The following is a 15,619-nucleotide window of genomic DNA, read 5'->3' as shown; positions in this document are numbered from 1 at the left end:
GTTCCGCCTAACCGAAACAGGATTTAACTTATTTGTGTGTTGTGTATTTTAATTAAGTCCGAAGGTTACGCCAAAACTCATATTTTTCAAACCTGCTTGTGCAGCTGTATTGAACATATCGTTGAAATAGTATTTGGTAAATAAACCAAAACCACCATAACCTAACCTAAACGTTCCGCCGTAACGTACTGACTGGAAATGGTAATTATCATATTGTTTTTCTTTTCCACGTTCATCGCTAATCTGTTTTATTTTCCCATTCAACAAGAAACTTACCTCTGGACCTAGAATAAAATAGAATCTTTTACCTTTATCATTTTCTTTGGTACGCAATTCAAAGTTTAAAGGAATGTGAACATAGCTACTTGAAAAGCGATTTTTTGAAAAAGCAATATTTTCATTTACGTATGCTAAAGTAGGTTGGTTTTTCTGAATGGTGATGTTATCCCTTAAGCGAATTAAAGTCCAATCAAAACCACCAGCTACATAAACTTTAAAGTTCGAATTGAAACGATAACCAAATTGTAAAACATCGAAAGAGAACGTACTTGTTTTTCCACCTTTATAATCTAAAAATTCGTTGGTAGGTGATAAGTTGAAGCTACCATTATCAATTAATCTGGAAAAACCTAAATCTACTCTGGTAAAAGTTATACCGCCAACAAAACGACCTTTTTTAACTGTTTTTGTAGAATCTTCCATCTTCGAAATCAATGTACCTCCTCCGATTCTTACCATATATTTATTCTTCTTTTTGATTACAGTATCTTTAACTACCGTATCTTGTTGTGCAAATGCACCTGGAGCCATAACACCGGCAAGCCCGCTTACCAAAAGTGTTGTAAAAATTAGATTTTTCATATTTTGTGTGTGTTATTTTATCAATGTTGAATAAGTTAATTATCAAATAAGAGAATGGTTTAAGCATTCAAATCTTATGATCCTTTAATCCAATCCTATTTTCTGCTTTTTTTTCCTATTCTGAATGGTCCGATATTTACAGATGAAATAGAAGAATCATCATCATCAGTTCTGAACTGAATCAATTTATCTTTTCTTTTATCAACCTTATCCATAATGAGGTTAACCACATCGCCAACGTTACGGATACCTTTGTTTTCGGAATGATCTGACTCACCCACTACTTCATCAATTGAAATTGTATTGGCATTAGATGCTAGAACAGTTTCATCTTTGGATTTTAAAATCGCCTCATCAATTTTAGCTTTAATGTCTTTTTTAGGTTCTTCAACCTTAGCAATCATAATTTCCTGCTTTTGCATTTCTGGCGCAGTAACTTGTTTTTGGCTTCCCAACGAACGAACCTTTTCTTTTACTGCCGTTTTTGCTATTGCCTCAACATGTTGTGTTGTAGAAGGTAAAACTTGATCTACCTTTCTAACTGGTGTTGTTATCGTTTTTGAAGAGTCATTTACTGGTGATGTTTCTATAATTGGCTTTGCTTTTTGAGGTTCAACATGATTTGCAAACTGATTAGGCTTAACTTCTTGTTGTTGATAAACCAAAAGTCCAACTGTAGCGATTAATAAAACTGCGGCTGCAGATAACCAGTAAAGCGGAACTATTCTCTTTTTCTTAGGTTCTATTTCACTTTCAATGCTACTCCATAAATTACGGGATGGAGTAATTTCGGCATCTTCGAAAGCATTTTTAAATAACTGATCAAAATCCTTATCCTGTATAGGTTGCATAACCAAATCCCTCCATTTTTATAATTTCTTCTTTTAATATTGCTCTGGCTCTCGATAACTGAGATTTACTGGCTCCCTCTGAGATGCCAAGCGTTTCGCCAATTTCTTTATGTGAATACCCTTCAATCACGTACATATTGAAAACCATTCGGTAGCCATCTGCTAATTTTTGTATTACTTTCATTAAATCCTGCATGCCGAGCGTACCAAAATCAAATCCGGTTGAGGGTTGTTCATAAGCTTCATCAATCTCTACCACATTAAGGCTACGTAAATTTTTACGATAACTTTCAATCGCGGTATTTACCATTACCCTTCTAATCCAGCCTTCGAAAGAACCATCGCCTCTGTACTCCTTAATCTTCTGGAAAATTTTAATGTACCCCATCTGCAATACATCCTCAGCTTCCATTCTATCTTTGGCGTAGCGCATACAAACGGCTAACATTTTCGATGCTGTTTGCTTATAAAGCAGCTCCTGCATCTTCCGGTCGCCAGCTTTGCAGCCTTCCATCAAATCGTTTATCGTATAGCTTCGCGTCAATTTCATTGTGTGTTTGTATAGAGTAGATGATAGATGACACACATTGGTTGCATAGGGAAATAAAAAAAGTTAAATAAAGTTAAAATTAAAATAATTGAAGCTGATTATCAGAAAGATATACCTTATTTTTTTCATAAAAACAATAAACCTCATAGGTTTTAAAACATATGAGGTTTGGAAGTAGAATATTTTTAAGCTTATTTCTTCACCTTAAACAATTTAAAATCCTGCTTGTAGGTTAAGAAGAATGAGTGATTAAACTGCAACTGTTTATCAGTATGATCCAAATCAATGTGTGGTTCAAAACGAACATCGAGATATAGATGTGGAATTAATTCTTTTTGATAGGCATAACGTAACGAAACGATATTTCTTCCGCTTTGCTTTAAACCGTTGGTATATAAGTTACTGGAAACGGATTCATATAAAGGCATACCCTTAATTGAAATAAAGTTATTTCCTTTCCAATAAGATGCTACTAAGCTACCCCATTTACTCTCTACACCAGCATTTAACCACAATCCGAAACCACCTTCATAAGCTCTTCTTTTAGTAGGTGAGAAATCCTTATACACTGCAATATAATTATCCGTATAAACTTGCTTGATATTCGTATTGATATCTTTATGCAGCTTTAAACCTGTTGCACCGTTAAATACGGTACTAATAGGAATTTCCTTTAACACATCTATTTGTCCGCCCTGGTGAAAAGCTAAAAACTGAGCTGGGATACTCAATTTCCAATCATCGGTTTTCAGTAAAAAAGTTTCGGTAGATAAACCACCAATAATTTCTTCCTTTGCAGCTTCTCCGGTGTAAATCATTTTCTGCCAGGCAATCCAGGCATCTAAACTAAATTTCTTTCTCTCTACCAATAACTGTGTTCCATATTCAATTGGCGTAGTGATTGTCCTTTCGAAATCGTAAAGTGGCTCTATATATTTATGCTGAATTCCTCCTTCTAAACTTCCAAAAACCAAGGTTAAATTTCTTTTATGATATTTCAGGCTGAATAAAGGCTTTGCATCTGTTACGCCATTACGTCCAAAATCTTTTCTAATAAATGCCCCTGCCGTGATGGCTAAATTAGGATGTGCATAATAAACAATCTGCGGTTGTAACTGCGTCCCGTAGAGGGTGTAACCATCATGAAAATCGTTGGTGTATTCGTAGTTCCGAACGTAATTAAAATTATAAAAGTTAAAGTGAACCTCGTTTGTTAAACTGCTATCAGGACGGATTCTGTTTTCAATAGCCGATTGATTAAACTGTGCTGATGCGAAATAGGATGTAAATGAAAAAGTTAGGAAGAGTAAGGCCCTTTTCAAACCTGTATTTGTAAACATGTGCTTGGATTTTATCGCTCAAATTTAGGATAGTTTTTGTAATGCTGAAGGAGTTGAGGTATTAATATAATTTATTTTACTTTAGACAGATTAGATTATTGATAATAAATATTTTTTTCTATCATTGATGGAAAATATGACGAAGTTAGAATTTGTTGATTGCCATCGGCTACCGGAAAGATCATTTTTTTTTAAGGGAAAGCAGTTTCCACTATGTGCCAGATGTACCGGTATATATGTTGGCTATGCTATTTTTATACCTATTATCTTTTTTATAAAAATAAATATTCTTTTTGCTCTACTGGCTATTATGCCGACCACAATAGATGGACTAACTCAGGCTTACTGTAATCGGGAAAGCAATAACATACTTAGATTTATAACAGGAATATTTGCCGGCTTAGGATTGGCTGGGATAAGTGATTTTATCGCCTATTATATTGTTGTATCCTTAAAATTTTTATATCATTTATTATAATCATCTCTATCTAAAATTAAAAACATCATGTCAGAAAACGATCCATTTAACACTCAAAAAGACCCACAATTTAATCCGTTTAACAACCAATCTAATGAAGATTTAAGCACTGGAATGAAAATCCTTTCATTCTGTATCCCTTTAGCAGGTGCAATTATTTACTTCGTTAAAAAAGATACCGAACCAGTAGCTGCGAAATCAGCTTGTAACCTGGCGTTAATAGGTTTTGGAATTGGTATTGGACTAAATATAGTTAGCTATTTAGTAAGAAGCTAATTCATTTTAAATAAACTTTCTTCAGATTTAGATTTTGAAGAAAGTTTATTTACTTTTCAATCTATAATTTTTATAGAGCTTAACTGCAATCATAATCGCCATCGCCACGCCCATAATGCCAATCAAACCATAAATCCAATTGATTGCGCTTTTAAGGATAACCACAAATACAATTGCAATCATAAAAATGGTTGCCAATTCCCGCCACAAGCGCAACTGAAAACTGGTCATTTTAAATTGATTATTTTTAAGCTGCTTAACAATATTCTGGCAGATGAAGTGGTATATCAGTAAACCAATTACAAAGCCGAGTTTAACATGCATCCATGACATTTGTAATAGCATTGGATGTAATGTTAGCATTGAGATACCTGCCACAACAGAAATAATCATTGCCGGAGCGCAAATGATCTTCCACAGCGTAGCCTCCATTTTGGTAAACTGCTGGAGGAGAATACTCTTTTCAGGTTCTGGCTTTTCATTTGCCTCGGTATGGTAAATAAAAAGACTTAAAATATAGAACAAACCGGCCATCCAGCTGATTACAAATACAATGTGTACTGCAACGAAGTAGTAATAATAGGACTGTAGGGTTTCTATCATTTGATTTTACTTAAAATATAACTATCTACCCAATTTGGAACATCAAGAACTTCGAGGTTTAAAACGCCTTCTTTAATACTTCCAACGAAGTCATGTTTTAATCCCGAATTATCCCATAGGTAAGTTTCATCTACCTTTTTAAGCATATTTATTAATAAATCCATTGTTAAAAAGTAACGCTTCTCAATTTTTTCTGCTCCAACCAAATGACCTCCTTTCAAAACTCTATCCTTTACTCGTTCTATGTTCATCCTTGGCGTCTCCGTGCCTATAAAATAAAGGTAAACCTTATAATTGTTTTGATGAGCAAAACCAATAAGATCTAATTTTGAAGGATGTGAAAATACAGTTTCGAAGCTGAATGATTTTTTATTTCTGATTAATGTATATCGAATAAAATCTGCAATGATGGCAAAATGATAGGAGTTATAAATAGTTGAAAGTGCAATATTTTTAACAACAACATTTTCTCTGACGGCTAAATTCCAACTTTCTGTGTTGAATCCAGCTTTTATAAAAAGTCCACTTTGAAAACAAAACGATGCAAAATCTTCATTGGTTGTATCAATTTCAAAATCAGATAAGTTGAGGAAATTTTTCTTCTGAAATTCTTCCTCCAACAAGTCTGCATTGATAAAAATCTGGGTAGAAAAATAGTTTGATTTTATAGAATCAAACAAAGTAGTTTTACCAGAACCATTCGGTCCGGCAAAAATCCTTAATTTAGGCTGTTTAGGCATTAAAAAATCTTAATTCTCTTTTCAGTAATTCTTCTTCTTTTAAAATTACCTTCTGCTAACTTAACTGAATCTCCGTTATTAAATGTTCTGTAAACTCCATCTGCCTTAACTTCAGTTCTACCTAGATTTAAAGCATCAACAACCCTTAAAACATCTTTCATCTTCTTATTAACGGCTTTAATTAATTGTTTAATTGGCAGCTTATCCTCATCATTTAAAGATTTAACAGTCATATTTTTGAGTTATATAGCTAATATACAAAAATCAAATGATTCAATTAATACCTAAATTCCTTTACTACCTCAATCGCATATTTCACATTATCAAAAGGAATGTCTGGCATGATACCATGACCTAAGTTGAAGATAAATCCTTCTGTACCCCGCATGCGTTCAAATAATTTATGAATTTGTGCTTTAATCACTGATTGATCTGCATATAAAATATGTGGATCTAAATTTCCCTGAACAGCAATACCTGCGGGTAAAGCATTTTTGATGTTCAATAAATCTGCGTTCCAGTCTACCGAAATCACATCAGGTTTAGCTTCCGCCATAATTGGTGCAAAAACCGAACTTCCTTTACAGAAAGAAATTACGGGAATATCTTTTCTGTTTAAATTTGAAATAATTTCCTGAATGTAACGGTGAGAGAATTCCTGATAGTCATTCCAGGATAAAGCAAGTGCCCAACTGTCAAAAATCTGAACTGCGTTAACACCCGCCGCAATCTGAAGATTCAAATAATCAGTCGTTACTTTAGCAATTTTAGCTAATAGTTTGTGTGCTAATTCTGGCTGATTGTGTATAAAAAGCTTTGTTAATTTAAAATCTTTAGAAGAACCACCTTCAATTAGGTAACTCATTACCGTAAAAGGTGCACCTGCGAAACCAATTAAAGGAATATTTCCGTCTAACCGTTGTTGAATCACCTTAATTGCGTCAGCAACATATTGCAATTCATCTAAACAATCTACATTGAGGTTTTCAATATCTTGTGCATTACGTACCGGGTTTGCAAATTTTGGACCTATGCCTTGAGTAAAGCTTAAATCCCCACCCATTGCCTCACCAGTTACTAAAATATCACAGAATAAAATCGCGGCATCAATACCTAATAAATCCACAGGCAACATGGTTACATCTGCTGCAATTTCAGGAGTTTTACACATCTCTAAAAAAGAGTATTTGTTTTTGATCTCCCAATATTGTGGCATAAAACGACCTGCCTGACGCATCATCCATACTGGTGGGCGTTCTGTTTGTTTTGAAAATGCAGCGTCTAAAAATAAATTATTCTTCATGATTTGTAGTTGATCTCCCGTTAATCGTCATGCTGAATTTATTTCAGCATCTTCCTTTTTAGTTGGATACTGAACTGAATTGAGGATGACGTATGGATAAAAAATTTTAATGATACAAAGCTATAAATAAAAAAAAAACGAAGTACCTTTTTATTCCTAAACCGGTGCTTCGTTATTCAAAATGACAATACTTATATTATAATTTGGCTATTTCTCTTTCTATCTTCACAATGATATCCTTTGAACGGGATGACTCTGCAAGTTCTTTAGCCAGTTTTGTATATGCTTCTGCTCTTTCCTTATCTTTTTTTCGCAAGGCTAGATTAGCCAAATGGATTAAAACATATCCTTTTTGTGTTTTCCCTCCTACAGGAAAGCGACTGGCGAGTTGAAAATGATACTCAGCCTGATCATAGTTTTCATCTTTCAAAGCAATGTTACCCTGCATAAACTCGTAATAGCCTCTTCTGTTTTTCGATAATCTTTCCGGGTTTGGAACTTCGGCAAGCATCAGCTTTGCCTTCCCAAATTCGTTATCCTTGAAATATTTTGAAGCCATTAAAACAGAACTATGCCGAAAGTGACTCCAAATGATGAACAGAAATAAGAATCCTGCCACTGCAGCCAGTTCGTATTGAGTATAAAAAACACAAACCAATGCGGCCATTAAAAAAACAGCCATCAATACATACCTGCCGAGACTATTGTACATTAATGAATATCAGTGAATTTGTAGCCTACCCCACGAATCGAGTGGAAATACACCGGATTTTTCTGATCTGGCTCGAAATACTTACGAAACGTTAAAATAAAGTTATCAATCGTTCTGGTAGAAGGATAAACATCATAATTCCAAACAGTTTCTAAGATCTGCTCACGGGAAACGGCATCATTTTTACGCTCAATTAAAAGCTTCAATAACATCGTTTCTTTTTTGGTTAATGGCGTGATGGTGCCATCATCATTTTTCAATTCGAACGAATTAAAATAGATCGTTTTATCGCCGATTTTATAAGAATTTAGCTCTTTTAAATCATCCGATTTTAAACTGCGTTTAACTAAAATACCCACACGAAGAATTAATTCTTCTAAGTTGAATGGTTTAACTAAATAATCATCAGCTCCTTTTTTCAAACCTAAAACACGGTCTTCTGAAGTGTTTTTAGCCGTTAGAAACATAATTGGAACTTCAGCATTTTCTAAACGAATAGTTTCACAAACCTGGAAACCATCCATTTCGGGAAGCATAACATCTAATACAATAAGATTGAAACGCTCTTCTTTAAAAACTTTAAGAGCAGTTTTGCCATCTTTAACGGCATGAACTTTATAACCCTCCAGTTCAAGGTTTAATTTGATAGCATCTAACAAGTGATCCTCGTCTTCTACCAATAGAATTCTTAATTTTTGTGACATAATTGAGATTAACTAAATGTTACTTCAAAAATACTTCCTCGAGGCAGATTGTCTTTTACTGTAATATCTGCATCATGGTATTGTAAAACCTCTTTCACAATAAACAAGCCTAAACCTGTTCCTTTCGCTTTCCTGACATTCTCATTACCAACTCGGTAAAACTTATCAAATATCAGCATTTTTTCGGCATCTGAAATGCCCGGACCTTTATCTGTAACACTTAATCTCAAATGTCCATCCACTTTATCTAAAGCCACATTTACCTCATCGCAAGGACTTGAATATTTAACTGCATTTTCAATCAAATTCGTTACCACTGACGATAAGGCAAACTTGTCACCCATAATCTGCAAATTTGGCTGAATTTGAGCGTTAATCAATTGCTCATTACCGCAGGAATGAACCTGCAACCTGTCTGTAATTTTATAAACCAATTCAGAGAAATTGAATTCCTCCTTTGGAAAACTATAGGAACGGTTTTCAATTTTAGTAGCCAACAGCATGTTTTCAACCAAATCATCTAACCGCTCAATATCCTTTAATGAATTATTTAATAAAGAAACCTGACGGGCTTTATCCAGATCTCTTTTAACAATGGTTTGGATAGAAAGTTTTATTGCGGCAAGTGGCGATTTTAATTCATGAGTGATCGACATTAGAAAATTCTGCTGTTGCTCCCGAAGTTTGTCTTCCCGTTTCAGCGATTGATGCAGAAAATAGCCACCAATGCATAGCAAGAAAAGGAAAACAGAACCCTCCCCCATAATCATCGTCATGCGACTAGGCTGCAAACGCACCACCAAAGTACCCCAGGAAATGAGCTGAATTAATGCATACAGCAGCAATGCATAAAAAATGATAATGGATTTCTTCATTGGTTTACCAGGATTTTTAATTTATTCCTTCTTTAGATAAATTATATTATTTGAAAAGCAAATTTCTATTCGTTTTGGTTAATTCAGTCCCGCTTTTTGTTGCAATCTTTTTCAACTTCTGTCCTTCTAAGGAACGAAGAATTTGTTTTATCGGTTGCAGATGCTTCGTACCTCAGCATGACAGTATATTCAAGGGTTGCTGCAACAAAAAGTATTTCCACTTCAATCGGGTTTAGAGAACTTGGGCTGGTGCAATAAACTTAAAAACCACCCCCAGCCCCTCCTTGAAAATAAGGAGGGGAGTTGCCCCTCAAAGTTTCTAATCAACCCGACTTAATTTGCTTATGTCTTTTATGGTTAAAATTTACTCGATTAAATCTATAAGGTTTTCAAAAACCTTATAGATTTCTACTATTTCTTAAATACCAAATCCAAAGCTTCAAAGATCGCTCTTTTCGCTTTTTCTAATTCTATCTTGGTGTGTGCTGAAGATACGAAACCAACCTCATATCCCGATGGGCCTAAATAAATTCCACGGTTTAATAACTCACGGTGCATGATTTTGAATTTTTCCATGCTACCAGCATCAATATCATCTGCTGATTGAATTTTATCTTTCTCTGTAAAGGCAAACCAAAAAATAGAACCTACCGTAAAAACCTTAAACTTATAATTTCTGGCGGTTGCAAACCGTTGAATGCTGGCCACAAAATCCTGCGTTTTAGTATTTAGATCTTTATAGAAACCAGATCTGTTAAGTTCAGTTAATGTTGCAATTCCTGCAGCCATCGCAACCGGATTGCCAGATAAAGTACCAGCCTGATAAACGCCTCCATCAGGAGAGATATGCCCCATGATTTCAGCAGATGCGCCATACATACCCACTGGTAAACCACCACCTATAATTTTGCCATAAGTTACAATATCAGGTATGATGCCATAATGCGCAGCAGCGCCTTCAAACCCTACACGGAAACCGGTAATCACTTCATCAAAAATTAGCAGTGACTTGTTATCTGTACAAATTTTACGAAGGAATTTGATATACTCTTCATCCTGCATGATCAAACCGTTATTTGCCGGAATACCTTCAATAATTACAGCAGCTACCTGATCCTTAAACTGATGGAAAGCTTGTTCGATAGCATTTTTATCATTTAATGGTATTACAATGGTTTCTTCAGCGAAAGATTTTGGAACACCAGCAGATGATGTTTCACCAAAAGTAACCAAACCGGAGCCTGCCTTTACTAATAATGAATCGCTATGACCGTGGTAACAACCTTCAAACTTGATAATTTTATCTCTACCGGTAAATCCTCTAGCCAAACGAATAGCCGACATCACTGCTTCTGTACCCGAACTGGTAAAACGAATTTTTTCTACAAATCGATTGTTTTTAATAATTAGTTCCGCCAATTCATTTTCTAAAGCTGTTGGTGCGCCAAAGCTCATTCCGTTCTGCATTACTTCAGTAACTTTTTCACGAATTTTTGGATGGTTATGTCCTAAAATTAAAGGCCCCCAACTTCCACAAAAATCAATAAACTGATTACCGTCTGCATCCCAGATGTAACAGCCATCACCCTTTTCAATAAAAAGCGGTGTTCCATAAACCGACTTAAAAGCCCTAACCGGGGAGTTTACGCCACCTGGAAAATACGTTTTAGACTTCTCATATAACTCCGCAGATTTTACTCTCGAAATATCGGGTTTACTTCCGGTATTGACCGGAATATCGGCCTCATTACCAGAAAACATTTTTTTTAATGAATCTAACATTTTTATTAAGCTAAAAGCTAAAAGACTAAAGTCAGAATAAATCGCCATACAGCGCTTTGATCTTTCTGCTTTAGTCTTTTAGCTTAATTACATCCAGTTGTTATTTAAAATATCTTTGATATGATAGGTGGTGATAATGCTTGCACCGGCTCTTGCAAAAGCATGCATGGTTTCCATTACCACTTTTTGTTCGTCAATCCAGCCACGTTCTGCGGCTGCTTTAACCATTGAGTATTCGCCAGAAACATTATAAACGGCAATAGGCAAATTGGTATCCTGTTTTAACCGTTGGATAATGTCCAGATAAGCTAATCCGGGTTTCACCATCAACACATCTGCACCTTCCTGTTCATCCAATTGCGCTTCACGCAAAGCTTCTAAGGGATTTCTAAAATCCATTTGATAAGCTTTTCGATCACCCTTGCTCGGGGCACAATCTGCAGCCTCTCTAAACGGACCATAATAAGCCGATGCAAATTTTGTCGCATGGCTCATAATGGCTGCATTCACAAAACCATTTTCATCCAGTAAATTTCGCATAGCTTCAATTCTACCATCCATCATATCCGATGGTGCGAACATATCTGCACCAGCTTCAGCATGCGCTAGAGCCATTTTCGCAATCACATCAACCGTTTTATCATTTTGAACATAATCGTTCTCCATAATTCCGCAATGTCCATGAGTGGTATAAGAACAAACGCATACATCGGTAACCACATATAAATCATCGCCAAATTGTTTCTTTAATTCACGAACCGCAGTAGGAACCAAAGAATGATCATGATAAGCTGACTTTGCATCGGCCGACTTTTCATCTCCAACACCAAAAAGCATGATTTTATTCAAGCCTTTTTTCATTCCGTCCGCTACATCTTTAACCAAGGCATCAACCGAATAATGGTTTACACCAGGCATGGCATCAATTGCATGCGTAACATTCGTTCCTGGCACCACGAAATAAGGGTACACAAACATATCTTTCGATAGTCGGGTTTCGGCTACCATCTCTCTCACTAACGGGTTCTTTCTTAATCTTCTCGGACGATGTAACATTTTATTTGTATCAAGTAATTATGATCAAGTATCGAGACTTGATCATAGTATTATTTTTAACTGCCGTTTGCCTTCATCTCGTAACTCTGAATTTATTTCAGAGTCTCTTGTGCATTAAAATGCTGAAATAAATACAGCATGACGACTAGGTTTATAAAAGATGCATCAAGATGCTTCGTAAATGGCAATGACGATTTGGTATTTCTTTTTGCTTTGGTCTTTCGGATTAAGCTACCTCTATTTAATTTCTATTCCAAAAACTGCCTCTGCCAATCCAATTTCATCGGGTGAGTAAGGTAAGGCATACTTTACACCCATCTCATCAAACTTTTTACCTGTGGAGTTTCCAATCGCAATCACCTGCTGACCGGGTTCTAATAGATTATCAGCAAAATAGGCATCAACATTGGATGGACTGGTAAAAATCAAAACATCAGCATAACTCTGGTCGATGTTTTCTTCAATTACTGTTTCGTAAATGGGTAAATCAATAATTTTAGCATCAGGCGGTAATGACTTTTGAATGGATTGCAAGGAATCCTGTGCCCTAGGAAATAATATATTCTTTCCTGAAACCAGCTTTGCAAAATCTTCGGCAACCTCTGTGATATCACCGCTTTCACCAACAAAATCGGCAAAGTGACCAAATTTACGCAGAGCATCTTCTGAACCTCTACCCACGACACCAAATTGTGTTTTCTTAGGTAAAAGTGGTTTAAGGTTGAAGAAATATTCCACACTATTTCGGCTGCTAAAGAAAATCCAATCGATATTTTTTAAAATGAATTGGTCTAAAACCGTTACAATAGGAAAAGTACGAATCAACGAGCGACCTTCAATTTCAATATCTTTGGTTTCTAATGCTTTACGAAAATAGCTATGTTCACCAATTTCACGCGAGATAAAAACTTTAGATGGTTTCTTTCTTTCTTTACTAAACTTCGCAACAATTTTTTCTGCTAAACCTTCAGTGGTTGCAGCACGTAAAAACAGGCGCTCCGGAAAATCATCTGCAGTTTCAGCTTTTGAAGTCCACACTTCGAAGGCACCATCTTCTTCCTTACAGTAACAGCCTAATGGCATGTGGCAACCGCCCTCAAACAAGTTCAAAACTTTACGTTCCACACCAACTTCTTCAGCGGTTAATGGATGATGTAGCGTTTGAAGTGCTTCAAAAAGCTCACGATCATTTTCTCTGATTTGTATGGCTAAAGCACCCTGAGCTGGTGCCGGTACAAATTCTGTAGGAGCTAATTCTTCTACATGGAATTCACTTACATCTAAACCTAAACGTTTAATACCTGCTTTGGCAAGCATAATGGCATCGTAGTTTTCATCCCTTAATTTCTGAATACGTGTAGGTACATTACCACGTAGATCTTCAATCTCTAAATCAGACCTTAAGCCCAATAACTGTGCTTTTCTTCTGTTTGATGAAGTACCTACCATCGCACCTTTTTTCAAAGAGAGTTTCTGCGATACATCCACGCAATCTTTTAAAATCAATAGGTATTCAGTGGCTTCTTCGCGTGGAGGAATGGCTGCAATTGTTAAGCCAGCAGGATGATTAGTTGGTAAATCTTTCAGGCAGTGAACAGCCAGATCGATTGTACCTGCCAATAATTCTTCTTCCAATTCTTTGGTAAAAAAACCTTTTCCTTCCAATTTATCCAATCTCAAATTCAGGATTTTATCGCCCTGCGTTTTGATGATTTTAATATCAGCTTCTATTCCAATTGCTGCTAACTCATTTTGAATATGATTAGCCTGCCATAAAGCGAGTTCGCTACCGCGTGTTCCGATGGTTAATTTCTTCACTATAAACATTTAATGAGTAGCAAATTTAAGGTAAATAGTGCTTGAATCTATAAATTGTTTAAAAATGAGACAGTGAGGTTACAGAGAAGGGAGATTGAGATGAAAGTATTACAATTTAAATCATCGGAAGAGGTGCCAATAGCTGGATAGTATTTATTACTTATTCTAATGTGCCTTAAGAAGCTATGATATAAAGTGAAATGAATTAATTTAACCACAGAAGGAAAGTAAGAAAATACAAGTTTAACTTGGTGAGCTTTGAATCTAAAACTCATGCTGTATGGTTAAAACTAAAAATAGAATATAACGCCTAACTTATAACACTTTGCGCTTAAAATTCGCATTCTTTGCGGTTAACCTAGAAGTTAAATTGAGAAAAAACTAAGATTCTTTAACCAGAATTTCCTTGGCCATAATCATTGGCACACTAATACATTTTTTCTCCATGTAATTCATTACACGTTCCAAAACTTCTCGGGATGCTTCGTCCATCTGACTAATTTCGTCAGCAAATACACCATTAAGAGCCGTATTTTTGATTTCTTTGATCTTGCGTGGAACATCCTGCATGGCCAATTCAATCCTACGCTGCTTTAAAACGGTAAAAAATTCAGTGATGTTATTCCCAATAATTTCTTCTGCGTGAACCAATTCACTATAACGTTCCTGAATATTTTTACGGGCGACTTCTTTTAAAGACTCTACTTCAATATAGTGAACCGGATTATTGTGAATAACAGCTGAAGCAACATCATTTGGGATAGCCAAATCAACAATTACCTTTTTACCCGTATCGCCATTTAACAACTTGGCATAAAGTGCTTCGTTAATAATGGCTTCAGTAGAACCTGTACAAGTGATAATGACATCAAAACCCTCTGTAAAATTTTCTAAAGCTTCTAAAGGGTAAGCTTTCCCATTTAATTCTCCGGCCAAAGATTCTGCCTTTGACAGCGTACGGTTAAAAATAGAAAAGTTTGAGTACTTATGTTTGTTAAGATATTTTGCAATATTCTGGTTGGTTTCACCAGCTCCAATAATTAATACACGTGAATTACCACACATATTTAATTCTTTAAGCTTGCGATAAGCAAGAGAAACCACGGAAACCGGATTTTTTGAAATGTTTGTATGCGTATAAACCTCTTTTGCTGTTTTTACTACCCTTTCCATAATCATCCGCATATAATCGCCAGTAAAACCTGCATCACGGCAGTTTTCATAAGCTTTACGGATCTGGGCAAGGATTTCTTTTTCGCCTACAACCAAACTTTCTAAAGAACAAGACGTTCTCAAAAGATGATTGAAAGCTTCTTCATTTTCGTAAACGGTAACATTATCAAGGAAACGCTCCATAAACTCTGGAGGCAAACCCATGTCCAATACAGTAAGAAAACGGGTAACAAATTCTTTATCGGTTTTCTCTTTGGTGAGAAAAACAAACTCTACACGATTACAGGTTCCAATGTAAAAAATTTCGCTAACTGGAAGTTCAGTTTGAATATTCTTCAACCTGCTATCTAAACTCTGGTCACAAATAACTAATTTCCCTAAAGATTTCAGGTCGATGTGGTGATGCGTAAAAGCTATTACTTTTAAATATTCCAAGTGTTTCCGTTGTTAACTATTATCGGGACACAAAAGTAGCACGGATGATGCATGTCACCGTC

The 15,619-nt window shown here is 35.7% G+C and carries 17 protein-coding genes; 2 read left to right on the top strand and 15 right to left on the bottom strand.

Annotation, left to right across the window (positions count from 1 at the left end):
- Positions 1 to 48 precede the first annotated feature (48 nt).
- The 4 genes from EV200_RS00410 to EV200_RS00395 all read right to left on the bottom strand — a co-directional run bounded on the left by EV200_RS00410 (position 49) and on the right by EV200_RS00395 (position 3,602).
- Complete coding sequence (locus EV200_RS00410; protein ID WP_132528861.1) at positions 49 to 861, bottom strand: outer membrane beta-barrel protein; 813 nt, start codon at positions 859 to 861, stop codon at positions 49 to 51.
- A 95-nt stretch (positions 862 to 956) separates the two neighbouring features.
- Complete coding sequence (locus tag EV200_RS00405) at positions 957 to 1,712, bottom strand: hypothetical protein (protein ID WP_132528860.1); 756 nt, start codon at positions 1,710 to 1,712, stop codon at positions 957 to 959.
- Positions 1,693 to 2,262 (bottom strand): RNA polymerase sigma factor, encoded by a 570-nt coding sequence (locus EV200_RS00400; protein WP_025146912.1) that lies wholly within the window; start codon positions 2,260 to 2,262, stop codon positions 1,693 to 1,695. The genes EV200_RS00405 and EV200_RS00400 overlap by 20 nt, the downstream gene beginning before the upstream one ends.
- 191 nt (positions 2,263 to 2,453) lie before the next feature.
- Positions 2,454 to 3,602, bottom strand: a complete 1,149-nt coding sequence (locus tag EV200_RS00395; protein WP_132528859.1) for a hypothetical protein — start codon at positions 3,600 to 3,602, stop codon at positions 2,454 to 2,456.
- A gap of 136 nt (positions 3,603 to 3,738) precedes the next feature.
- Here EV200_RS00395 and EV200_RS00390 point away from each other — a divergent pair, with 136 nt between their 5' ends.
- Both EV200_RS00390 and EV200_RS00385 read left to right on the top strand, forming a co-directional pair.
- Positions 3,739 to 4,080 carry a DUF2085 domain-containing protein gene (locus EV200_RS00390; protein WP_132528858.1) on the top strand — a complete coding sequence of 114 codons (342 nt, stop codon included), beginning with the start codon at positions 3,739 to 3,741 and terminating at the stop codon, positions 4,078 to 4,080.
- A gap of 27 nt (positions 4,081 to 4,107) precedes the next feature.
- Entirely contained in the window at positions 4,108 to 4,356 is a 249-nt protein-coding gene (locus tag EV200_RS00385; protein ID WP_132528857.1) for a hypothetical protein, read from the top strand.
- 45 nt (positions 4,357 to 4,401) lie between these two features.
- Here EV200_RS00385 and EV200_RS00380 read toward each other — a convergent pair whose 3' ends face one another.
- The 11 genes from EV200_RS00380 to hemA form a co-directional block, all read right to left on the bottom strand.
- Positions 4,402 to 4,959 (bottom strand): CopD family protein, encoded by a 558-nt coding sequence (locus EV200_RS00380; protein WP_132528856.1) that lies wholly within the window; start codon positions 4,957 to 4,959, stop codon positions 4,402 to 4,404.
- Positions 4,956 to 5,699 (bottom strand): hypothetical protein, encoded by a 744-nt coding sequence (locus tag EV200_RS00375; RefSeq protein WP_132528855.1) that lies wholly within the window; start codon positions 5,697 to 5,699, stop codon positions 4,956 to 4,958. Before EV200_RS00375 ends, EV200_RS00380 begins: the two co-directional genes overlap by 4 nt.
- Complete coding sequence (locus EV200_RS00370) at positions 5,699 to 5,932, bottom strand: hypothetical protein (RefSeq protein ID WP_132528854.1); 234 nt, start codon at positions 5,930 to 5,932, stop codon at positions 5,699 to 5,701. The genes EV200_RS00375 and EV200_RS00370 overlap by 1 nt, the downstream gene beginning before the upstream one ends.
- Before the next feature lie 44 nt (positions 5,933 to 5,976).
- Entirely contained in the window at positions 5,977 to 7,002 is a 1,026-nt protein-coding gene (gene hemE, locus EV200_RS00365; RefSeq protein WP_132528853.1) for a uroporphyrinogen decarboxylase, read from the bottom strand.
- A gap of 196 nt (positions 7,003 to 7,198) precedes the next feature.
- Positions 7,199 to 7,714, bottom strand: a complete 516-nt coding sequence (locus EV200_RS00360; protein ID WP_132528852.1) for a hypothetical protein — start codon at positions 7,712 to 7,714, stop codon at positions 7,199 to 7,201.
- Complete coding sequence (locus tag EV200_RS00355) at positions 7,714 to 8,418, bottom strand: response regulator transcription factor (protein ID WP_029284042.1); 705 nt, start codon at positions 8,416 to 8,418, stop codon at positions 7,714 to 7,716. The genes EV200_RS00360 and EV200_RS00355 overlap by 1 nt, the downstream gene beginning before the upstream one ends.
- Positions 8,419 to 8,426: 8 nt before the next feature.
- Positions 8,427 to 9,293 (bottom strand): sensor histidine kinase, encoded by an 867-nt coding sequence (locus EV200_RS00350; protein ID WP_132528851.1) that lies wholly within the window; start codon positions 9,291 to 9,293, stop codon positions 8,427 to 8,429.
- Positions 9,294 to 9,704: 411 nt separating this feature from the next.
- Entirely contained in the window at positions 9,705 to 11,075 is a 1,371-nt protein-coding gene (hemL, locus tag EV200_RS00345; protein WP_132528850.1) for a glutamate-1-semialdehyde 2,1-aminomutase, read from the bottom strand.
- Between the two features lie 87 nt (positions 11,076 to 11,162).
- A complete protein-coding gene (hemB, locus tag EV200_RS00340) occupies positions 11,163 to 12,131 on the bottom strand; it encodes a porphobilinogen synthase (protein ID WP_132528849.1) in 969 nt (322 codons plus the stop codon).
- Between the two features lie 237 nt (positions 12,132 to 12,368).
- On the bottom strand, positions 12,369 to 13,958 hold the full coding sequence (gene hemC / locus EV200_RS00335) for a hydroxymethylbilane synthase (RefSeq protein ID WP_208864483.1): 1,590 nt from the start codon (positions 13,956 to 13,958) through the stop codon (positions 12,369 to 12,371).
- Positions 13,959 to 14,330: 372 nt separating this feature from the next.
- Positions 14,331 to 15,557: a glutamyl-tRNA reductase gene (gene hemA, locus EV200_RS00330; RefSeq protein ID WP_132528848.1), complete on the bottom strand. Its 1,227-nt coding sequence runs from the start codon at positions 15,555 to 15,557 to the stop codon at positions 14,331 to 14,333.
- Between the last annotated feature and the right edge of the window lie 62 nt (positions 15,558 to 15,619).

Source organism: Pedobacter psychrotolerans (assembly GCF_004340665.1).
Lineage (GTDB): Bacteria > Bacteroidota > Bacteroidia > Sphingobacteriales > Sphingobacteriaceae > Pedobacter > Pedobacter psychrotolerans.
The sequence above is the reverse complement of the archived record's forward strand: the minus strand, read 5'-3'. Positions and strand labels throughout refer to the sequence as shown.